Genomic DNA, 20,528 nt, shown 5'->3' with positions numbered 1-20,528 from the left:
TCTCCGCGAGCCCTCGACAGTTCCGCGACACCCCATCACCCAGAAAGGAGGGTCGCCCATGCCCTTGCCGAAATCGTTGAGCACGCTGCGGGAGCGCCCCTACCGGCTCCTGTGGACCGCGCGCAGCATCTCCGCCATGGGCAACGCCCTGATACCAGTGACAGTGGTCTTCGCCATCCTGCGCTCAGGTGGCGGCGCCCCGGACGTCGGCACGGTGCTGACCTGCCATGCGGTCGGCCAGGTGGTGATGCTGCCGGTGGGCGGGGTCTGGGCGGACCGGCTGTCCCGCAAGCAGGTGCTGATGGCGACCGACGCCATCCAGGCGGTCTGCCACGGCCTGCTCGCCGCGATGATATTCCTGCACCAGGCGGCGGTTTGGCAGTTCGCCGTCACCTACACGATCGCCGGCATGGCCATGGCCTTCTTCACCCCGGCATCCAGGGCCGTCCTGCCCGAGCTCGTCGGCCCTGAGCAGCTGCAACCGGCGAACGCCCTGCTCGGCCTGACCGACAGCACCACCAAGGTGCTCGGACCGGCCCTCGCCGCACTGCTGTTGGCGGTCTCCAGTCCAGGCACCGCGATCCTCGTCAATGCCATCAGCTTCCTGCTGAGCTTCGTCCTGGTCTCCCGGATGCACCTGCACAGGCAGGTACAGCGGTCCGAGAAACAGCACTTCTTCGCAGACCTGCGCGACGGCTGGCAGGTCGTGGCCCGGCGCCGCTGGTACCTGGCCAACCTGCTCTGCTGGGGCGTATGGAACTTCGCGATAGCGTTCTTCTTCGTCCTGGGCCCAGTCGTGATGGAGGACGGCCACGGCGGAGCCACCGCCTGGAGCGTGATCATGATCACCGGTTCGGCAGGCTCCATCGTCGGCGGACTGGCCGCGCTGCGCTACCGGCCGCGCCGCCCGTTGGTCACCACGAACGCGGCCGCGGTGCTCGGCATCCTCCCACTGGCACTGCTCGCTCCCCCCGCCCCGCTCTTCGCCATCGCCCTGGGCGTGGCCGCGGCCTTCCTCATGACCTCGCTCGTCGGCGAGGTTCTGGCGACCACGCAACAGCAGCTCTTCCCCGAAGAGATACTGGCCCGCGTCAGCTCGCTGGACTGGATGATCTCGCTGATCGCCATGCCCGCCGGCTACGCTGCCGCCGCTCCGGTCGCCCAGTTCCTCGGGACGCGCACGACCCTTCTCGTTGCTGCGGCTGTCATCGGCACCCCTTGCCTGCTGCTGAACCTGCTGCCCGGCGTGCGCTCGGTCCAGCGCTTCCCCGACGGCACCATCGGTATCGCCGGCGAGCGGCAAACCGCTGCGCCCCTCCCCGAAGCCACATCGATTCTCCCTCGGACGACCTCGACCGAGACACCCGGTTCACCGGGTCGGTGAACCCCCCGTCGCCGCACCACCCCTGACTTCGAAATGGCTCCTGAACACGTCGACGAACTCACTTCTCCGATCACCCGACGGCCGGGTCACCCGACAGCCGAGTCACCCGATGGGCAACACCCTCCAGGACATTGACCGCAGCCCCACCGCCGGCCGCGCTCGGCTACGCTGACCCGGGAGGTGCCAAGTCGCCATGGAAGAACGGGAATTGACCGAAGAATCGGAACCCACGACCGTCGTGGTGATCGGCGCCGGACCGGCCGGGCTCACCGTCGCCAACCTGCTGCGCCGATGCGGCATCGACTGCATCGTCCTGGAACGCCGCAGCCGCGAGTACGTCGCCCAGCGGCAGCGCGCCGGCATCGTGGAGAGCCGCGCCGTCCGGATGTTCGAGTCCTGGGGGCTCGCCGACCAGGTGCTGGGCGGCCCGCCGCACGACGGCATCCTGGAGTTCCGGGTGGACGGCGAAAGCCACCTCGTCGACGACAGCGACGGCTCCGCAGGCCCCGGAGCCCGTCTGTGCCCCCAGCAGGTCCTGGTCCAGAAACTCACCACCGTCCATCTCGCCGACGGCGGCGACCTGCGCTACGAAGTGGCCGACGTCTCTCTGCACGACCTGACCGGCGACCGTCCGACCGTGCGCTACCGCTCCACCGACGGCACCCTCCACGCGATCACCTGCGACTTCATCGCCGGTTGCGACGGTGACCACGGCGTCACCCGTACGGCCGTCCCCGACGGCGTCCTCACCGCCCACGCCCTCGACCACGGCATCGGCTGGCTCACCGTCCTCGCCGACGCCCCGCCCCCCGCTCATCCGCTGCTCGCCATCAGCCCGCAGGGCTTCGCCGCACACTTCCCCCGCGGGCCGCACAGCAGCCGCTACTACCTCCAGTGCCCGCCCGACGACCACCCCGACGCCTGGCCCGACCACCGCGTCTGGGACGCGCTGCGCACCAGGCTGGCCGACCCCGCCCTCACCGCGGGCCCGATCACCGACCGCGAGTCCTTCCGGCTGCGCAGCCTCGTCCACGACCCCATGCAGTACGGCCGGCTGTTCCTCGTCGGGGACGCCGCCCACATCGTGTCCCCCATGGGCGGCAAAGGCATGAACCTCGCCCTGTACGACGCCGACCTCTTCGCCCGCGCCGTCCGGGACCACATCCGCGACCACGACGACACCGGGCTGCGCAGCTACTCGCAGCGCTGCCTGCGACGCGTCTGGAACGACCAGGAGTTCTCCCACTGGCTGACCCGCACGGTCCACGACGCCGGAGACGACACCGCCTCCGGCGCGTTCCTGCGCAATCTGGCCCGCGCCCGCCTCTACCGGCTCTTCACCTCCCCGACGGCCGCCCAGGCCTTCGCGGAACTGATGACCGGCCTGGAACCACCCCAGCACCGCCCGGTCCCCACCGGCCGTTGACCACCACGGAAACGCATACGGACCGGCACGACCAAGAGAGCGCCGGTCATCGTGCCGCGCCTAACTTCTGGGAACACGCCATGCACGCGTCCGGGGCGCCGACTGATCGAATCAACGACCTTCCCGTGCGCACCCGCCTACGGCAATGGCGATCGGAGACAACCGAGTTCATCGAGCCCGCCCGCATCACCGGCCCCGTCAGCACCATTCGCCCTGTAGCCATAGTGGTTGCCTGTAGGTTGTGATCAGCCGTCGCGGGCAAAGGCGTGATGGGAAATCCGCTTCAATCTTCGAGATTGTGACCGTAAGGTCTGAGCCGGTTCGAGTCCGGTAGCCCGCGGCGGTGCGACATCGGGGTACGCGTCCGTGACATGGCCGGGCGCCGTGCCCAACTGCGAACCCGGAGCAGGCTGTTCTCCCGGACGAACTGCATCGCCCCACCGCACTCCCGGCACCTCGGCCAGACGATTCACCCGGAACGAGCGGGACCCCACCGGTGCGCGGCGTCGGCGCGTCGGCAGTGGTCTCCCCGTCGTAGATCAGAACCATGGTCACAGCCTGAGGTCAGCCTTTGCAGGGGAGCGGGGTCGGGGTTTCAGCGCGGGCGATGATCTGGTCGAACCTAGGCATGCCGAGATTGAGGGCCGTCGATCGTCGAGCCGCTCCAACGTCGGACTGAGCCGGCTTGGCCTCGGCGATACGGGCAACGAGGTAGTACTGGGCCAAAACCTCACCTGGGCTGTGAACTGCACAATCAACCTGGTTGGTTCGCGACAACCTCCTCCAGGGTGTACTCGACACCGGACCGGCGGCGCACGATCTCGGCAATCCGGGCCCAGCGTCCAGCACTGGTCACTCCAGCCGGAGACGGCTGGGCCGGCGTCCAACACCGCCGCCAGTACACGGAGTTGTCCCGCATCGAGCTTGCAGCGGGCCCCGCCGGGACCTTTTGAGGCCAGGGCCTGCCGACCGCCTGAAGCCAACGCCCGCCGCCAGCGGTTCGCCGACATCCGGGTCACCCTGAACCGCCGGGCCACCTCACGGTCACTGGCCCCGGCGTCGATCAGATCAGCGGCTGCGAGCCGACCTTCTGACGCCGAGTCCGCTCCTCGGCCGTCGATCCACCGCCATCGGGATACCCCATACTCCCGGCATAGCGCGGCCCGCGACGGCCGTCATCGGTCGTGCCTTGCCGCGTGGCGCAGGCCATGAGCATCTCTGCGGGGGATCCGGTAGAGCACACAGCGGCGAAGAGGCCCCTCGGGCACGCTCGGATCCTCGAAGTCGTCGGCCGGATCCCGGGTCATGCCGATCCGGCGCATCACTGCCTGGGAACGAAGGTTGTGGACGGTCGTCGACGCCACCACTTCCGTCAGCCCAAGTGCCTCGAATCCGAAAGCCAGGCAGGCCAGGGCGGCTTCGGTGGCGTAACCGTGACCCCACGCCGAACGCATCAACCGCCAACCGATATCCACCCCCGCGAACGGCATGTCCTCGCCCACCTCGTCCAAGCCGACACGGCCGATGAACTCACCGGTCTCCCGCGCTTCGAGCGCCCACCACCCAAAACCTCGCTCGTCGAACTCAGCCTGCATGAGTGCCAGCGCGGCATCGCTCTGCTCCCGCGTCAGCAGTTCTCCCAGGTGTTCTCGGACTTCAGGATCGGCATTCATAGCCGCCCACGGTCCCAGGTCGGACTCCCGCCACCGGCGCAGCAGAAGACGATCCGTTCGCAGCTCTGGCATGTCACCCAGCCAACCCGATCAAGATCAGGAAGTCGATCGGTTATGTCGAACCCTTACCGTGCTGTCCATGCCAGACCCGCTGCGGAGAACCGCAATAACGGCCTGCACCACCCGGCGGGACACCATCCCCTCACGACCCGAAGCAACCCGCACCGTTAGAGATCTCTAGTGTTGCTGGGAAGGTTCGCCGGGGTCAGCTCGATCAGTCTGATCGTGCGGCTTCCCACTTCCATGAGGTTTGGGGGGTCCAGGCAGGCCAGACCGATCTCGTTGGACCGGTGGATCACCTTCCGCACTATGTACTCGTCGCCCTGGACCAGCTGAGCGATCACCGGCACCCGGTTCCCGCCGGCGGACGCCAGCAGCATCATCGCCCGGCGACAACCCACCGAGCTGGTACCGCCTCGGCGCACGACTTGCCGCAGCTTCTGTCCCTCCTGATCGGTCAGTCCGCACACCCGCACAGGCTCGGCCACCACACCTCCAGCGGTCGGAACGGAAGTCACCGCCTGTCCAACCGCCCCAACCACCGACCCGGCGAACTCCCCCAGTCACAGCACTCACCTAACTCATCGCGACGGTGTAACGGCGGGACGCCGAGGACGACGACCTCCGCGTCCGGTGACGCCCCGGACCGTTGGCGAGTACTTGGCCGTCGAACGCCGACTGCTCCAGCCGTTCCCCGCCGTGCCGTACGAGACCGGCTGGCCGTTCGGCCTGCGGGTGGACTCATACGCACAGGCCAGCGCCCGATGAACTGCAACTCGCCTGCACCTGCACTGCCACGCCCGTGCGCCGAAACTCTCAACTCCCGGCCCGGGGCGCCCACTCGGATCGAAGAACCGACGCCACTGGCAAGCTCAGGGGCGCAAACGCGCCAGTTCGTCCGCGCGGCGGCGGTCCTTGGGGCGGCCGAGGGCGCGCCGCATATGGATCAGGTCGTCCAAGGCGGCGTAGCGGATGGTGAAGCCCTCTGGGTCGCGGGCGCTCACCGCCCGGGCCAGGCAAGATGCGGTGTCCATGTCGCCCCAGGGCAGGGCAGGCGTGCACAGGTCGCCGCCGGCACTCGCCACCTGGTAGGCCACCTGAGAACGGCCAAGGTCGGGCAGGTCTGTGCAGCCCGCGGCAGCCAGGGCACCGCGCAGCGCATGTGCCTGCTCAGGTGTGCCGTCCCACAACAGGTCGAGGTCGCCGGTCAGTTCCATCGAGCCGTGCATGATGCCCGCGACCTGACCTACGACCACTGCTTGCGAACCAGCCTCGTGCAGTGCCCGAAGAAAAAGGATCGGATCGAAGCCAAGCGCACCGTCCGTGGCAAACGTACCGGCGACGTCATCGGCCTCCTCCAAGCCATGCCCCGTGGCGACGCGTTCACGGGTGACGTCCCGAGTGCGCCTGACAGCCTGACGAAGTCGAAGAGCAGCAACCTCATTCACTCAGCTCATCCAACAGCAACCGCGGCAGCCTCGCGCGCAGTAACCGCTGCACGGCGATCGCCTCGTCCCGATGGATGATGGCAGTGACCAGGACTCCTGGAATGTTCACGCCGACCAGATGCCAGCAATCGATACCGTCGGCGGCGACTGAACAATCCGCTTGCCAGGCTGACGCGGAGTTGACGCCGACACGTCAGCTGATCATGTGCTGCGGAACCGTGAGGTTCTCATGGGCGTACAGGCCGGTCAGGGCGGCGGCCGCATCTCCTCCCACGCAGGTCTCGGCGACGGCGTCGATGAGCAGGTCGTAGTCGTGGCCTGTCTTGCCCTCGTAGGCCTCGGTCATCAGACCCCACTCGTCCCAGGGCAACATCTCCCGCTTGCACAGCGCGGCGAGATCGCGGACGGCGTTGCCGCTTATCTCAGCGGGCCCCCAGGCGTAGTCGACGCCGGCGACCCCGAACATGTGCGGGTTGACCAGACCCTTGCGGTACCGGATCCATGCTTCGCCGCCGGTCAGAAACTCGCTTGGCGCGAGGTCCTCGGGACGGTGGACGTAACCGTGGCCGAGATGCTCGGTATCCACGCGCACCCATCGCCCTGCGTCGGCCCTCCAGTACTCGGTGATCCAGTGGTCCACACCCCGTCCCTCCACGAAACAGGTACCGAACCCGCATCGAGCCCGTGAGGGAATGCCCTTCGCACGCAGGAGCGCACAGGCGATGGTCGCGAAGTGGCGGCACGTGCCCACCACCCGCCTTCCCGGCGCCCGGGTCTGGCACAACGGCGCGGGGTCGAGCGTGGTCAGCGCAGCGATCAGCTCACTCACCGGCCGGATGTTCTTCTCCGCGAACCGCTCTTCAGACACCCCGGCCGCGGCGGCGTCAGCGGGTTGAATGACCAGGTTCTGTACGACGGAACAGATTCCGACCGGGTCGTCCGGCAGCCCTTCAAGGAGCCTGAACTGGTCAGCAGTCAGGCGAGTGAGAGGGCCGGGCCGGGAGTAGTCGAGCATGTCATCGGTCATGACCGGGCATCGTAGAGGGCCGCTCTGACACCGACCCTTCGCCTGCCGCGCTCGCGGCGGCCGGTGCCGGAGTCGCTTCACTACAGCCTGTCTCTGGCGGTTCCGCTGAGCGGACCCGTGAGCGACAGCCCGCGGACGGTGCCGCACGCTGTCCGCATCCAGAGAAGACGCACATGGGGGAGTTCATGAGAGAAGCACCGAAGTTGACATGTCGTCGCGTGCTTGCCGGGACAGCTTCAGGGCTGTTGAGCCGGGTGGCCCGTGCGGCACGCTCGCCCAGGGCGGCGGCACTGGTCGTGGCGGCGTTGATCGCCACCGCGCTCGCCGTTACGCCTGCCTACGCGGACGATCCCGGGCTGAACTGCGCGGCTACCGCGACCGCCTCGATATCGGTGACGCCCTCACCCGTCGTCTACGGCCGTAACGCCGTGGTGAGTTGGAGCGCGGACTGCGTGGCCAACACGGCCGAGGACGCGCTGGTGATCAGCGGACCGGGATTCGACCCCTCCACCACGATCTTCCCGGTCGGCGGCGGATCGCAGTCCGTGTTCATCAGTCAGACCGGGACCGTCAGTTGGGGCGTTACGGTGGTCGACCTGTCGTCGGACACCGGATTCAGCAGCAACCTGGCCGCTGTCTCGGCTCCGGTCACCGGTGTCACGACGGTGCCCAGCGTGCTGGGTGACACACAGGCACGGGCGAGCCAGGCACTGACCGCCGCCGGCTACGTGCTCGGCAGTGTCGGCAGCGTTGTCGACTGCGACAACATCAACCGGGTGAGTTCGCAGAGCCCGAGTGCGGGCACCGTGCTGCTCCCGGGATCCGCGGTCTCGATCACGATCGGCAGGAAGCCCACCCCTCCTGCCCAGTGCCCGTGATCAAGCCGATTCCACGCCACCGGGTGCGTGCTGGAGCCGCAGTGCCCGCGGCCCTGGCACGCACCCGGCGAGCAAGGCGTCCGAAAAGCCCGTCGGCCGCATTCTCATCCGTCCCGGCCCGAAGACCGGTGTCGCCCGTCCCCGGCCCGGCTCGGGGTCATTGCTGTGGAGCGTGATGGCCGACTTGTGATCCGGGTGCGTTCGAAGATGGAGGTGAGCCGGCGGATACGTTCTCCTGGCTTGCTGGTTGCGCCGTCGAGGGCGGCCAGGCCAGTGGGACCGGGCGGCGGGGCGCGCGTTCGGGACGGTGGAACTCTCTGGGGATGCGCATGCCGCTTCCTCGGCTTCCCTCGGCTACTGGGCCCGAGACAGCCGGTGCCTACGCCGCTGCGTCGCCGACGGCGGGGTGTGCGGGGCGACCCGAGCGCGGGGCAGGTGTGTCGGCGCGTGTCAGGTGGAGCGCGGTGCTCGTCCATCCCTTGCCACCACGCGCACGCCGACACAGTGGGAGCCATCAACGTTCTACGGGCCGGGCTGGTCCGTCGCGACGCCAACCCGGCGTAACGAGAAGCCCCCGGCTTCAGCCGGGGGAGGAGTCACCAGGAGAACACGACTGGACGGCCGGTCAGATGCACTCCCGCGTGCCTCATCTCGTCGACGGCCGCGTGGGTGGTGTCGGGGGCGACTCCGGCGGTGTACTCGAGCAGGACGCGGACGGCGAAGCCGGCACGGACGCCGTCCAGCGCGGTGGCTTTCACGCAGTGGTCGGTGGCGATGCCCACGACGTCCACCGCTGCGATCTTGCGGTCGTGCAGCCAGTCGGCGAGCCGGGTCCCGCCCTCGGTCGAGCCTTCGAAGCCGCTTTTCGAGGCTGAGTGGGCGCCCTTGTAGAACACCTCGTCGACGGTGCCGTCCGCGGCCACGGGCGCGAAGTCGGGGTGGAAGTCGCCGCCCTCGCTTCCGACCACGCAGTGGACCGGGAACGAGGTCGAGAAGTCCGGCCGGTCGGAGAAGTGGCCACCCGGGTCGATGTGGTGGTCGCGTGTGGCGACCACCTGCGCGTACGTGCTGCCCGCCGAACGCCGCACCAGTTCGGCGATGGCCGCTGCGCGGTCCGCACCGCCCTTCACCGGGACGCTGCCGCCTTCGCAGAAGTCCTTCTGCACGTCCACCACGATCAGTCCGCGTCGCGTGGTTCGTCCTCTCTGTTGTGTGATGCCGGCCCGCAGAAATGATGCGCACACAGACCAGGAGGTCGTCGGCAGCGCTGGGCCGACTGCCCCGCCCGGCACCCCAACGAGTGGGCTCCGGCAGACACGGTGCTCTGCGCGCACGTCGTGCCGCGGGCGCTGGGCGTCGGGTGGCCGCCGGGTGTCCGGTGCCCCGCCCGGCGGTTGAGGTCCGCGATCCGGGCCGTCGGCGCGTTCTCGTGCGGCCTTCTTGCCCACATCGTTGACATGTCCCTGCCTCGTGGCTAGCTTCACGAGGGGTTCCCCTGCGCCCCCGGCGTCCGCAGCGCTAGGGGCCCCATCGAAGCACTCGAATTCCAGGCATCTCATCTCCACGGTTAGACAACGTTGTCAGCAACGCTGATCCACGCATCTCGGCAAGCCCGTTCATCGCCCGGGGGTGCGTTCCCGGCGTGAAGACAACGTTGTCGGCCGGCCCTCGCTTCCGAGTAGAGGAGAAACCCCCGTGATGACACGACTGTCGAGACCTCCCGGAACAGCGGCGATCGGTCTCCTCGCCGCCGCGGCGCTGGCCGCGGCCGGGCTGTGCACGCCTGCGTGGGCGGCCGGGAAGGCTGCGCTTGTCACCGCGCCGGCGGCTCTGGTCAATCCGTTCATCGGCACGTCGAACCAGGCCGACGACTTCCCGGGGGCCGACGTCCCGTTCGGCATGGTGCAGTGGAGCCCGGACACCCCGTCGCGCCCCGACGGCGGGGGCTACGAGTACAACGACTCGTCGATCACCGGTTTCAGCCTGACCCACATCGCCGGACCCGGCTGTGGCGCGGCCGGTGACATACCCGTGCTGCCCACGGTGGGGACCGTGAACACCGGTGCGACGGACGCGTTCTCACACACCAACGAGTCGGCGTCCGCCGGGTCGTACAAGGTCGCGCTCAACAACCAGGTGACCACCGAGCTGACTGCCACCACGCGCAGCGGTATGGCGCGCTTCACCTTCCCCTCGACCAGCCAGGCAAATCTAATCTTCAAGTTGACGGGCAGTCAGAACGGTGCCGCGTCGACACAGTTCACCAAAGTGTCGAGCACCGAGGTCAGCGGGCAGGTGACCAGCGGTCACTTCTGCGGTGCCGCGAACACGTACACCGTCTACTTCGACATGGTCTTCGACCGGCCCTTCGCCTCGCAGGGCAGCTCGGTCGCGAAGGCGTCGACCGCTCCCTCCCCGGCGCCGGGCAAGGCGTCGAAGAACGCCGCCGAGCAGCCGAACAAGCCGGTGCTGCACGGCAAGAACCCCAACACCTCGGACTCGAAGTCCTCGAAGTCCTCGAAGTCCGCCAAGGACAGCGCGGCCCCCGATGCCGCCGCGTCGAACGGCTACGTCACCTTCAACACCACGACCAACCCGGTTGTACAGGCCAAGGTCGGCATCTCCTACGTGTCGGTCGCGGGCGCGGTCGCCAACCGGACTGCGGAGAACAGCGGTTGGGACTTCGATGCGACCCGCACCGCGGCGCAGAACGCGTGGAACAGCGCGCTCGGCAGGGTGCAGATCGCGGGCGGGACGGCCGCGCAGCAACAGATCTTCTACACCGCGCTCTACCACTCGCTGCTGCACCCGAACGTGATCAGCGACACCAACGGCCAGTACTACGGCTTCGACGGGAAGACACACACCGTGGACGCCGGCCACAGCGCGGTGTACGCGAACTACTCCGGCTGGGACATCTACCGCTCGCAGGCCCAGCTCGAAGCCCTGGTCGCACCTCAGGTCGCCTCCGACACCGCGCAGTCGATGGTCGACGACTACACGCAGACCGGGATCTTCCCCAAGTGGTCGGAGAACGACGGCGAGTCGTACGTCATGGTCGGCGACCCGGCGGACGCCATCCTCGCCGACTACTACGCCTTCGGCGCCCGGAACTTCGACGCCACGACCGCCCTGGCCGACATGGTCAAACAGGCGAGCACGACCAACAACGACCGCCCCGGCCTCGCCTACCTCAACTACCCCGGATACATGCCGCACGACGGCAGCTACGGCTGCTGCAACTTCTACGGCCCGGTGGCCACCACCCTGGAGTACGACACGGCCGACTTCGCGATCTCCGCGATGGCCGGAGCGCTCGGCGACACCGCGAACCAGAAGACGTACGCCAACCGCGCGCAGGACTGGCGCAACGTGCTCAACCCCGCCTCCGGCTTCGTGGAACCCCGCAACGCCAACGGCGCGTGGACCGGCGGCTTCGACCCCACCAGCGGCACCGACATGGTCGAAGCCGACTCGTGGATCTACACCGGGATGGTTCCCTTCAACATCGGCGGCCTGGCCCGCGCCAAGGGCGGCAACACGGCGATGAACCACTACCTGGACACCGTGCTGCGCAGCTACACCGGCGCCAACGGCTACGCCTGGGTCGGCAACGAACCGAGCATCGAACTGCCGTGGGAGTACGACTACACGGGGCAGCCCTACATGACGCAGGGCACGGTGCGGGCGATCCAGGACCAAATCTGGTCGAACACCCCGGGCGGCCTGGCCGACGGCAACGACGACCTCGGCGCGATGAGTGCCTGGTACGTGTGGTCGGCGCTCGGCATGTTCCCCGAGACCCCCGGCACCTCCGATCTCGCCCTGGGGTCACCGCTGTTCACACAAGCCGTCATCACCCTCCCCTCGGGCGGCACGTTGACGATCAACGGCAACGGCGCGGCCGACAACGCCCCCTACGTCCAGTCCGCGGCATGGAACGGCACGGCGTGGAACAACGCCTACACTCCCACCACGGCGATCACGGCCGGCGGCACGCTGGACTTCACGCTGGGTACCGTCGCCAACACATCCTGGGCGACCGCAGCCACTTCGGCACCGCCCTCGTACGCGGGGGACACCACGGCGCCGGCCTCGCCGCAGATCGGACCGCTCACCTCCGCGGTGGCCTCCGGCCTGTGCGTGGACGACGCGTCCTCCGGCACCTCGGACGGCACCCACGTCCAGATCTGGGGCTGCAACAACACCTACGCCCAGGACTGGATCGTCGCGGGCGACGGAACGGTCCGGGCCCTCGGCAAATGCCTGGACGCCGATCACAGCGGCACTACCAACGGCACCCTGATCCAACTGTGGACCTGCAACGGCACCGGAGCCCAGCAGTGGACCGCCGGCGCCAACGGCTCGCTGGTCAACCCCGAGTCGAACCTGTGCCTGGACGATCCCAACTCCTCGACCACGAACGGCACCCAGCTCCAGCTGTACACCTGCAACGGTACGGTGGCTCAGAACTGGAAACTGCCGAGTTGAGGCGTCGGCGAGGGTAGTCGGCAGCCCCGCCCGGACGCCTCGGGCCGACGAGTTCCCGTGTGCCCGGACCCCATGACCGGGACACACGGGAACCCCTCCGACCGGCTTGAGGAGGAGATGAGGCAGGAACTTCGGCGGCCACAGAGGAAGGCGCCGGTCCACGACGACGCCGGGCCCTCGCCGTGATCGTCGCCGTTCTGACTGCTGCCCCGGCACGGCCGAGGATGCTCCGGATGACCCAACCCTCGGCATACGAGTGCGCTCATCAAGTGCGGCGCCCCCGACGGTCTCTGTAGCCTGGCGTCGCCGTCCGCCGTCGGGGTAGCTGACCGTGGAGAACATCCTGTCCGTGGCCATCGGAGCCGCCATCGGCCTCATAGGTGTGCTGTTCGGCTCGTGGTTCGCCGCACGCCGCCAGGACCGCATGTGGCTCCCCGAACAGAAGCTCAAAGCCGGCATCGTCTTCAACACGGCCGTGGTCCAGCTGCTGGACTACTTGAAGGAAACACGGCTGAGTGACGACGGTCCCGGAGCCAACGAGTTGGCGAACCGGCTGCAGGAGGCACGCTCGGCTCTCCACCTGCTCTGCGCCGACGCCACCGTCGATCTCGCCGACGCTCTCGCGCGTCGAGTCTGGAGCATCCGGCCCACTGACGGCAGAGACGACCGCCGAGCGGAGTTCCGGGAGACGTTGGACCTCCTGCGCCGCTTCACCCACCGGCTCCGGCAGGAAATCGTCAAACCGTAATCCCCTTGGAGAGTGCGCCACATCTGCGGCCCGCACGGTGGCGGGCCGCCACCGCTCGCACACCGCTGGGTCCGTCCGCTGCCCGTCCCCCTGTCGGCAGTGGGGGGCGAAGACGGCCGGCCCCACGGCAGCAGCCCGGACAGGACCGATACGACGTGGCTCAGCGCAAGAGATCTTTAACGGTGCGGGTTATGTGAGGTCGTGACGGCGGTTGTGGTCTGCGCTGTGCCGGGAGGGTGAAGTATCCCGATGGCGGTGGGCTGACGGCCAAGGAACGCCGTCGGCGTGAGCAGGTCCGGTTGGCAGCCGCCGATCTGCTTGAGGCCGGAGCCAGTGACCGGGAGGTCGCCAGACGGCTCAGGGTGACGCGGATGTCGGCGAATCGGTGGCGTCGGGCGTTGGCTTCGGGCGTTCGGCAAGCTCTGGTCTCCAAGGGGCCCAGTGGCGTCCGCTGCAGGCTCAATGCGGGACAACTCCGGCTCCTAGAGGCCGTGTTGGACGTCGGCTGGCCGCTTTCGGCTGGTCCGACCAGTGCTGGACGCTTTCGAGGATCGCCGAGATCGTGCGTCGCCGGTTCGGTGTCGAGTACACCCTGGCGGGCCTGGACCTTCTGCTGCACCGCATCGGCTGGAGTGTGCAGGTGCCCTCACGCAAGGCCACCGAGCGGAACGAGGCGAGTCCCCGCCACCCTTGCTTTCGTGTGAACCCCATGGCTGCTCCTGGGCGGTACGGATGGTCGGTCGCGGACCGGGCTGTGCCGGCCGGCGACAAGGAGTAGCAGGGGCCGGCAGATGACCTGAAGCGTTTTCGAACGGGTCTCGTTTCCGTGATGGCGCGGGTGATGAGCGGCAAGGTGGTGACCGCGGCAGCCGTGCCCAACACCAGCCAGTTCAGGTGGCCGTGGCCGCTGCGGCGCAGCAGGCCGCCTCAGCTGTCATGCCGCCGCCGGCTGGAAGAAGATCGTTTGCCTGACCCTTCTCGGCGGTCGCTGACGGATACGGGGTGGCCCGGCCATGTGGCCGGGCCACCCCTGGGGGGATGCAGCTGTCAGGCGGGCTGTGCGGCGGGCGCCGGGGCGGTGGCCTTGTGAGCCTTACTGGTCTCCCGGAGGGTCAGCAGGCCGGTGATCGCAATCAGCGCCGAGGTCAGGCCGTGGATGCCGAACGCGACGGCGAGGGGGCCGTGGTGGGCCAAGACGTTGATCATGTCGCCGAACGGGGCGACGGCCTCCATCAGCAGGACCCAGCCCAGGGCGCGGCGGTGGCCCGTCAGCAGGAGGATGCCGATGACCAGGCCCATCGAGAATTCGCGGGTGCCCTTCATGATGAGGAAGCCGTCGCCGTTGCCGGCGGGCCAGGTCGGCAGGCCAACACCTTGAGTGGACGCCTCCGGGGCCAGGATGAAGGACAACCCGAGGTAGAGGACGAACAGGGCGCAGACGGTGGCCAGGACGGTGTTGACGTTCTTCAGCGACATGGTTCTTCCATACCTTTCTTCGTAGGGATGTTCGGGTCATTCGTAGGATCGGAGCACCCAGGGGTGCTGGGTGTGGCTGGCATGGTGCAGCCGCTGTCGTGGCTCAAGGAGATTGGCCGCCCAGCGCCCGCGACGATTCGACCGCTGATTGGGATACGCGAACCGATCGCTCGTATGGACACGTCGGCGAGGTCGTCTGCTGGAATCGAGGACAGGCGCGGCGACGGAGGAGGACCTGGTGCCCGAACTGTGGGCCGGGACGGATGCGGGCAAGGCCGAGCACCATTGCACGGCGATCGACACGGACGGCAGGACTGTGTTCTCCCGCCGTGTCCCGAACGATGAGACCGAGCTGCTGGAACTGCTCGGCGATGTCCTGGACCTGGCCGACGGCGATCCGGTCACCTGGGCGGTGGACCTGAACGCGGGCGGGGCCGCCCTGTGGATCGCGCTCCTGGTCAGCCACGGGCAGAAGCTGATCTACATCCCCGGCCGGACCGTGCACCACGCCTCGGCCGCCTACCGGGGCAGCGGGAAGACGGACGCGAAGGACGCCTTCGTCATCGCCGACACCGCCCGCATGCGCCGTGACCTGCAACCTCTGCAGGAGACCGGCGAGATCGCGGTGGACCTGCGGATTCTGACCGCACGCCGCATCGACCTGTCGGCCGACCGCACCCGCGCGATCAACCGGCTGCGAGCTCAGATGCTGGAGTACTTCCCCGCACTGGAGAGGGCCTTCGACTACAGCGTCTCCAAGAGCGCGCTGGTCCTGCTGACCGGCTACCAGACGCCGGCCGCGCTGCGGCGCATCGGCCGGGCCCGGCTGGCGACCTGGCTCAAGAACCACGGTGTCCGCACCGCCAACGCGGCGAAGAGCACGGCGGACGCGGCGGTCACCGCGGCCGAGGCCCAGTTCACCGCCGTCCCCGGGGAGAAGACCGCCGCGAAGATGGTCCACACCCTGGCCAGGGAGGTGATGTCCCTCGACCAGGAGATCGCCGAGCTCGAAGCCCTGATCGAGGGCCGGTTTCGCGAGCATCCCGACGCCGGAGTGATCACCAGCATGCCCGGCATCGGCGACATGCTCGGCGCCGAGTTCATCGCCGCCACCGGCGGTGACATAGCCGCCTTCGGCAGCCCCGACCGTCTCGCCGGTGTCGCCGGCCTCGCACCCGTCCCCCGGGACTCGGGCAAGATCAGCGGCAACCTCCGTCGGCCTCGCCGCTACAGCCGAAGGCTCCTGCGGATGTTCTACCTCTCCGCCCAGGTCGCCGCCATGCACTGCCCCGTCTCCAAAGCGTTCTACCGGCGCAAACGCGACGAGGGGAAGTCCCACAAGCAGGCGATCCTGGCCCTCGCCAGGCGTCGGCTGAACGTGCTCTGGGCCCTCATACGAGACGGCCGCACCTTCGACGTCTGTCTGCCTGGACCAGCTGCCGCCGCAGCGTGAGGAAGCTCCCGCGAGCCTCCCACGACGGCTTGACAGCACCATTGGGAATCTCCTTGCTGTTCAGCCTGGGGTGGGGCAGGGGTTCAGCGGCGGATGCGGCGGGCATAGCGGGGGCGGTCGATGACGTGCCACATGACGCGGACCTGCGCGGGTGGGGGGGCAAGATCGCCTCACTCGGTCTCTGACCGCGCCGGCCTGCCGGTTCGTCTTCGCTGAAGCCGGTTTTGCCGCGATCCCGCCACCACCAGTGAAGCCGTGATCCGCTGGGCCGCCATCGGCCTCACGACCCGGCGCCGCCCGGGGTGAGGATTTCCATGAGATGGCCCTCGGGGTCGCGGAAGTAGGCGCCCCTGCGGCCCATGGTGTGCTTACTGCGATAGATCTGCCCGATCTCTTGGCATGCAGGATCGCCGTAGTGGGTGATCCCGCCGTGCTGGATGCGGGCGAGGGCGGCGTCGAACTCCTGCTCGCTGACTATGAACGCGTAGTGGTGCGGCTCGAAGTCGTCCAGCTGGTCGTAGTCCAGACTGACCTGGTTGGCCAGCGTGACCGGCGTGAAGTGTGCCACCGGCGGATCGACACTCAGGCCGAGGATGTCGGCCAGGAACTGCGCCGAGGCTTGCGGGTCACGGGCGGGGACGATGGTGTGATTCAGTTCCACGGGCATGGTGACTCCTCTTCAGGGACGGGGCTACGCGTGGTGGGGCGCAAGGCGCGGCCGGCTTCGGGCTCGGCCTTGGCGACCCGGCATGGTGCATGAATGCGTGACTGCCGGGGGGTGCCTCTATGTCTTTGGTCAAGCGAGGCGTGGGGTTCTGGGTTCGTAGAAGGTGCCGTCGCGGAGCATCGCGAAGAGCACGTTGATCCGCTGGCGGGCCAGGCGGAGAAGTGCCTGGGTGTGGGTCTTCCCGCGGGCCCGGCATCTGTCGTAGTAGGTGCGGGAGGCGGGATCGTGCAGGGCGGCGAACGCGGACAGGAACATCGCGCGTTTGAGCTGCCGGTTTCCGCCTCTGGGCGCGTGTTCGCCATGGATCGAGGCCGCCGACGACTTCGTCGTCGGGGCGAGGCCGGCATAGGAGGCCAGGTGGGCGGCGGTGGGGAAGCTGGTGCCGTTGCCGACGGTGACCAGCAGTGCAGCGGCGGTCCTGACGCCGACGCCGGGCAGCGACGTCAGGACCTTGGAAAGAGGGTGGTCCTCCAGCAGGGCTGTGATCTGGGCTTCCGCCGCCCGCCTTTGTTCGTGAACGGCGCCGAGCGAGCGGGCCAGCGACGGGATCACGACGTCCAGGGTGCCGGTGCCCGGGACCACGACGGTCTGCTCGTCGAGCGCCTCGAAGACGCCGTCGATCAGCCGCTTCGCCATGCGCGGGGCCTTGGGCCGGACCACCTCGACCAGCCTGCGGCGTCCGGCCTTCCGCAGTGCGGCTGGGGATCCGTAGCGTTCCAGCAGCCAGGTGACTGCCTGGTGATCCAGGCGCGGGCCCAGGACCCGTTCCAGGGATGGGTGGAACTGGGTGAGCAGGCCCCGGATCCGGTTGCTGGTGCGTGTGGCCTCGGCCGCCAGGTCCTGGTCGAAGCCGACGAGGACGGTGAGCTCGGCGGTGATCTCGCCGGTCAGCTCCAGCGAGCGCAGGGTGTGCGGCATGGTGCGGGCGGCGTCCGCGATGACGGCCGCGTCGCGGGCGTCGGTCTTCGCCTCACCCGGGTAGAGGTCAGCGATCCGACGCATCGACAGGCCCGGCAGATAGGCGACCTGGCAGCCCGTGTCGCGGGCCACCGTCAGCGGCAGGGCGCCGATTGAGGCTGGCTGGTCCACGACGACCAGAACGATGCCGAACTTCTCGCGGAGCTTGTCGAAGACCTGCCTCAGCTTCGGTTCGGTGTTGGGCAGCTGCTTGTCGAAGACCTTCTTGCCGGCCGGAGTGAGTCCGTGTCCGTGATGAGCGCTCTTCCCGACATCCAGGCCGAGGAAGACGCCTATCTCGTCGTGCTCGTTCAAGCCGTCCTCCCGAACGGGGCGTGCGGTGCTGGCCTGGGCGTTGGCGTCGTGTGCGCATCCACGTTATGCAGACCTGTCGCCCTGTACGGCCGGGCATTGCGCTCGGCCGGGCGGTAGTCGGACCTCTCATCAGCGTCTCCAACGGCGCCTCTCGGGCCGGTGGCACAACCCCCTAGGTCATCCGTTCGACAGGGGGGAACAGCCATGCCGGGCCCGGAGGCCAGCGGCCCTCTTGCAGGACCGCGAAGAACATAACGGGGAAGGCAGGGCTTCTCCGGCTGCCCTCTCTGGCTGCAGCTGCCGTGTCATACGTTGATCTGCTCGAATATGTGCGGGTACGACACGATGTCGTCGCTGAACTCGGCCGCCATGCGCTGGAACTCCGGGCTGCCGAACGCCGTGGCGAGCGCCTCGGTCGACTCCCAGACCGCGACGTTCATCAGAAGCTGGCTGTCCGCCGTTCCCTTGTGCATCTGCAGGGAGACGAATCCCGGCTGAGCCTTCATGAACTCCGCCTGCCTCCGAAAGAGGGCCAGGAACGCTTCAGTCCTCTCCTTCGGGACGACGAAGGTGTTGGCCAGGACGATGGGTCCGGTCTTCTCCTTGAACTGCGCGAACATCGGCGTATTCGGGTCGAGACTCTGCAGCTTGGCCATTTTCGGTACTTCCTCTCGCTGTCGGTTGCCCCGCGGCACTGAGGCCGGCCACCGCCGTACTGGGTCCGGCGACGCTCACGACGCTCGCTATCTGTGGCACGAGGGATCTGACGGTCACTCAAGGGCATCGCTGGTGACACCAAGGCCTCCAGCGACTGCGACCTTGCCAACGTTGTTGGTCAACGTCGTTGGCCAACGTTGTTGGCAAACGTAGAGCCGCGGCTCTGGACTGTCAACACCTGTTGGTCTACGTTGTTGGCATGACCGGCACCACGGAGAACCAGCAGGCCGCACGGCGTTCCGACGCCACCCGCGCCACGATCCTCGACGCGGCCCGCGAGCGGTTCCTGGCGGACGGCTACGAGAAGGCGACCATCCGGGCCATCGCGCGCGACGCGAAGATCGACCCGTCAATGGTGATGCGCTACTACGGCAACAAGGCGGGCCTGTTCGCGGCGGCCGTCGCAATCGATCCCGGGTTGCCCGGCCTGTCCCTCGAACCGCGCGAGGAGATCGGCCGTACGCTGGTGCGCCACTTCCTCACCCTGTGGGAGGAGAACGGAGAGCTCACCGCGCTGATGCGGGTCGGCGTCACCGACCCGGCCGCCGCCGATCGCATGCAGAGCGTGCTGCGCGAGCAGATGATCCCGCTGGCCCGCCGACTGGGCCACGAGCCGGAGCAGGCGCAGGCGCGGCTGCACTGTGCGTCTCGACCGTGCTGGGGCTCGCGCTGACGCGCTACGTGCTGCGGTTCCCGGCGAGCGTGGCGCCGGCCGCGAGGAGATCGTGGACTGGCTCGGACCACGGTCCAGCGGTATCTCACCGCACCCACGCCCTGAGAACGCGTCCAGGCGTCCACCGCGACCTCGGTCACGGCGGATGCCCTCAAAGGGAAGACGAAGGATCACCCTGCTTCTGCGGCTTGCGGGACTTGCCACCGAGCATCATGAGCCGGCGGCCACACAGCCGGAGGTCCACACGGCGCAGCCGCAGATCGCCGGGCACCGTACCCCAGACGGGCGTTCAGGGAGCGGTAACCACCCGTGGAAGTGCGCCCCGGGCAGACGCCCGCGCACTCCGGCCGCTGATCCCGTACACCACGACCAGGGACACCATCAAAACACCGCTGACGTGGGCGAAGAACTGACCTCCGTCCCACTGGCCGATGGTGGACGTTCGATAGTTCGGCGCATGCCGAATGGGAACCAGGTCAGGCACAGTCATGGCCGCACCCTACGTGCCGACCATGACAGGACGAACGCCTTCATCGAGGCCGTCCGGACCGCCTCGGCGAGTGTCGGAGCCGGCTCAGTCAGGAGGCCGACGGCCTCGGTGATGTGACGGTAGGCGGTGGTGGTGGCGACGCCGAACCCGGCCCCGAGCTGGGCGTAGGGGTGGCCGTTACGGAGATGAGCGAGGGTGAGCAGAGCCCGCCGCCTCGTGCTCAGGCGCCGCCATCAGGTGCCGAGGGCCTGCCGGCGTTGTCTCAGGTGGGCGGCGAGCAGGGGCTTCGCCTGGCTGTCAGGCCAACTGCTGTAACCGAGCGCCCCAGCTGACGAGGGCCCGTCGCTTGAAGCGCTATGCGCTGTCCGGAAAGTCGTCCGGGGCCGCTCCGTTCAGAACGGCTCGAAGCTCGGCTGGACGGGGCCAATCTCTCCGGCGGCGACCAGTTCTTCAAGGTCCTCCGGCTCCAGGTACTCCAGGGCTTCCGGGTCGATGCCGTGGTAGCGGTCCACGTCGAGCAGCCGCCGCACGAACGCGAGCGCGAAGGTCGAGAACGGCCATCGAAGGTCTCACAGCCCTCTTCAT

General features: G+C 68.4%; 17 protein-coding genes and 4 pseudogenes. 9 read left to right on the top strand and 12 right to left on the bottom strand.

Features of this window, described 5'->3' with window-relative positions; all coding sequences use genetic code 11:
- Positions 1-58 precede the first annotated feature (58 nt).
- Together EDD90_RS00095 and EDD90_RS00090 are read left to right on the top strand one after the other, a co-directional pair.
- On the top strand, positions 59-1,384 hold the full coding sequence (locus EDD90_RS00095) for an MFS transporter (RefSeq protein ID WP_185148812.1): 1,326 nt from the start codon (positions 59-61) through the stop codon (positions 1,382-1,384).
- A gap of 193 nt (positions 1,385-1,577) precedes the next feature.
- Positions 1,578-2,810, top strand: coding sequence for a 4-hydroxybenzoate 3-monooxygenase (locus tag EDD90_RS00090; RefSeq protein ID WP_123971132.1), 1,233 nt, complete (start codon positions 1,578-1,580; stop codon positions 2,808-2,810).
- Positions 2,811-3,361: 551 nt separating this feature from the next.
- Here EDD90_RS00090 and EDD90_RS56620 read toward each other — a convergent pair.
- The 5 genes and pseudogenes from EDD90_RS56620 to EDD90_RS00065 form a co-directional block, all read right to left on the bottom strand.
- Positions 3,362-3,847, bottom strand: a complete 486-nt coding sequence (locus EDD90_RS56620) for a hypothetical protein (RefSeq protein WP_260327448.1) — start codon at positions 3,845-3,847, stop codon at positions 3,362-3,364.
- A gap of 138 nt (positions 3,848-3,985) precedes the next feature.
- The gene (locus EDD90_RS00080) at positions 3,986-4,555 is read right to left on the bottom strand and encodes a GNAT family N-acetyltransferase (protein WP_123971131.1); all 570 of its coding nucleotides are present in this window, start codon (positions 4,553-4,555) and stop codon (positions 3,986-3,988) included.
- A 242-nt stretch (positions 4,556-4,797) separates the two neighbouring features.
- A pseudogene (locus EDD90_RS00075) lies at positions 4,798-5,031 on the bottom strand (IS630 family transposase); the annotation flags it as partial.
- 384 nt (positions 5,032-5,415) lie between these two features.
- A complete protein-coding gene (locus tag EDD90_RS00070) occupies positions 5,416-5,904 on the bottom strand; it encodes a hypothetical protein (RefSeq protein ID WP_260327447.1) in 489 nt (162 codons plus the stop codon).
- A 280-nt stretch (positions 5,905-6,184) separates the two neighbouring features.
- Positions 6,185-7,018 (bottom strand): transglutaminase-like domain-containing protein, encoded by an 834-nt coding sequence (locus tag EDD90_RS00065; RefSeq protein ID WP_123971130.1) that lies wholly within the window; start codon positions 7,016-7,018, stop codon positions 6,185-6,187.
- Positions 7,019-7,272: 254 nt separating this feature from the next.
- Between EDD90_RS00065 and EDD90_RS00060 the strand changes: the two genes are divergently transcribed.
- Positions 7,273-7,896: a PASTA domain-containing protein gene (locus EDD90_RS00060; RefSeq protein WP_260328660.1), complete on the top strand. Its 624-nt coding sequence runs from the start codon at positions 7,273-7,275 to the stop codon at positions 7,894-7,896.
- 596 nt (positions 7,897-8,492) lie between these two features.
- Here the strand turns inward: EDD90_RS00060 and EDD90_RS56615 are convergent.
- Entirely contained in the window at positions 8,493-9,071 is a 579-nt protein-coding gene (locus EDD90_RS56615) for an isochorismatase family protein (protein WP_311737189.1), read from the bottom strand.
- A 523-nt stretch (positions 9,072-9,594) separates the two neighbouring features.
- Here EDD90_RS56615 and EDD90_RS00050 point away from each other — a divergent pair.
- From EDD90_RS00050 to EDD90_RS58465, 4 genes and pseudogenes are all read left to right on the top strand, one after another.
- On the top strand, positions 9,595-12,387 hold the full coding sequence (locus EDD90_RS00050) for a lectin (protein ID WP_123971127.1): 2,793 nt from the start codon (positions 9,595-9,597) through the stop codon (positions 12,385-12,387).
- Between the two features lie 331 nt (positions 12,388-12,718).
- Positions 12,719-13,135, top strand: coding sequence for a hypothetical protein (locus tag EDD90_RS00045; RefSeq protein ID WP_123971126.1), 417 nt, complete (start codon positions 12,719-12,721; stop codon positions 13,133-13,135).
- A gap of 236 nt (positions 13,136-13,371) precedes the next feature.
- A pseudogene (locus EDD90_RS56610) lies at positions 13,372-13,488 on the top strand (transposase); the annotation flags it as partial.
- Between the two features lie 32 nt (positions 13,489-13,520).
- Positions 13,521-13,913 carry a winged helix-turn-helix domain-containing protein gene (locus EDD90_RS58465; protein ID WP_311737188.1) on the top strand — a complete coding sequence of 131 codons (393 nt, stop codon included), beginning with the start codon at positions 13,521-13,523 and terminating at the stop codon, positions 13,911-13,913.
- Between the two features lie 269 nt (positions 13,914-14,182).
- On the opposite strand, the gene EDD90_RS00035 is transcribed toward EDD90_RS58465, so the two are convergent.
- A complete protein-coding gene (locus EDD90_RS00035; RefSeq protein WP_123971125.1) occupies positions 14,183-14,611 on the bottom strand; it encodes a DUF4267 domain-containing protein in 429 nt (142 codons plus the stop codon).
- Between the two features lie 238 nt (positions 14,612-14,849).
- Here EDD90_RS00035 and EDD90_RS00030 point away from each other — a divergent pair, with 238 nt between their 5' ends.
- A complete protein-coding gene (locus EDD90_RS00030) occupies positions 14,850-16,064 on the top strand; it encodes an IS110 family transposase (protein WP_398923662.1) in 1,215 nt (404 codons plus the stop codon).
- 280 nt (positions 16,065-16,344) lie between these two features.
- Here the strand turns inward: EDD90_RS00030 and EDD90_RS00025 are convergent, their stop codons facing one another.
- The 3 genes from EDD90_RS00025 to EDD90_RS00015 form a co-directional block, all read right to left on the bottom strand.
- On the bottom strand, positions 16,345-16,731 hold the full coding sequence (locus EDD90_RS00025) for a VOC family protein (RefSeq protein WP_123971124.1): 387 nt from the start codon (positions 16,729-16,731) through the stop codon (positions 16,345-16,347).
- Between the two features lie 129 nt (positions 16,732-16,860).
- On the bottom strand, positions 16,861-18,063 hold the full coding sequence (locus tag EDD90_RS00020; RefSeq protein ID WP_123971123.1) for an IS110 family transposase: 1,203 nt from the start codon (positions 18,061-18,063) through the stop codon (positions 16,861-16,863).
- 305 nt (positions 18,064-18,368) lie between these two features.
- Positions 18,369-18,719: an antibiotic biosynthesis monooxygenase gene (locus tag EDD90_RS00015; RefSeq protein ID WP_014173895.1), complete on the bottom strand. Its 351-nt coding sequence runs from the start codon at positions 18,717-18,719 to the stop codon at positions 18,369-18,371.
- A gap of 260 nt (positions 18,720-18,979) precedes the next feature.
- Here EDD90_RS00015 and EDD90_RS00010 point away from each other — a divergent pair.
- Positions 18,980-19,558: pseudogene (locus tag EDD90_RS00010) on the top strand (TetR family transcriptional regulator).
- A gap of 411 nt (positions 19,559-19,969) precedes the next feature.
- Here EDD90_RS00010 and EDD90_RS00005 read toward each other — a convergent pair.
- Positions 19,970-20,224, bottom strand: a pseudogene (locus EDD90_RS00005) (transposase family protein); the annotation flags it as partial.
- 111 nt (positions 20,225-20,335) lie between these two features.
- Positions 20,336-20,473 carry a hypothetical protein gene (locus EDD90_RS54990; RefSeq protein WP_185148807.1) on the bottom strand — a complete coding sequence of 46 codons (138 nt, stop codon included), beginning with the start codon at positions 20,471-20,473 and terminating at the stop codon, positions 20,336-20,338.
- Positions 20,474-20,528: the final 55 nt, after the last annotated feature.

This window comes from Streptomyces sp. Ag109_O5-1, from assembly GCF_003814875.1.
GTDB lineage: Bacteria > Actinomycetota > Actinomycetes > Streptomycetales > Streptomycetaceae > Streptomyces > Streptomyces sasae.
The sequence above is the reverse complement of the archived record's forward strand: the minus strand, read 5'-3'. Positions and strand labels throughout refer to the sequence as shown.

Excerpts from the sequence above, each read along its gene's own strand:
- EDD90_RS00050 (WP_123971127.1), top strand. The coding sequence starts at position 9,595 with ATGACACGACTGTCGAGACCTCCCGGAACAGCGGCGATCGGTCTCCTC.
- EDD90_RS00095 (WP_185148812.1), top strand. The coding sequence starts at position 59 with ATGCCCTTGCCGAAATCGTTGAGCACGCTGCGGGAGCGCCCCTACCGG.
- EDD90_RS00035 (WP_123971125.1), bottom strand. The coding sequence starts at position 14,611 with ATGTCGCTGAAGAACGTCAACACCGTCCTGGCCACCGTCTGCGCCCTG.
- EDD90_RS00015 (WP_014173895.1), bottom strand. The coding sequence starts at position 18,719 with ATGGCCAAGCTGCAGAGTCTCGACCCGAATACGCCGATGTTCGCGCAG.
- EDD90_RS00065 (WP_123971130.1), bottom strand. The coding sequence starts at position 7,018 with ATGACCGATGACATGCTCGACTACTCCCGGCCCGGCCCTCTCACTCGC.
- EDD90_RS00025 (WP_123971124.1), bottom strand. The coding sequence starts at position 16,731 with ATGCCCGTGGAACTGAATCACACCATCGTCCCCGCCCGTGACCCGCAA.
- EDD90_RS00090 (WP_123971132.1), top strand. The coding sequence starts at position 1,578 with ATGGAAGAACGGGAATTGACCGAAGAATCGGAACCCACGACCGTCGTG.
- EDD90_RS00080 (WP_123971131.1), bottom strand. The coding sequence starts at position 4,555 with ATGCCAGAGCTGCGAACGGATCGTCTTCTGCTGCGCCGGTGGCGGGAG.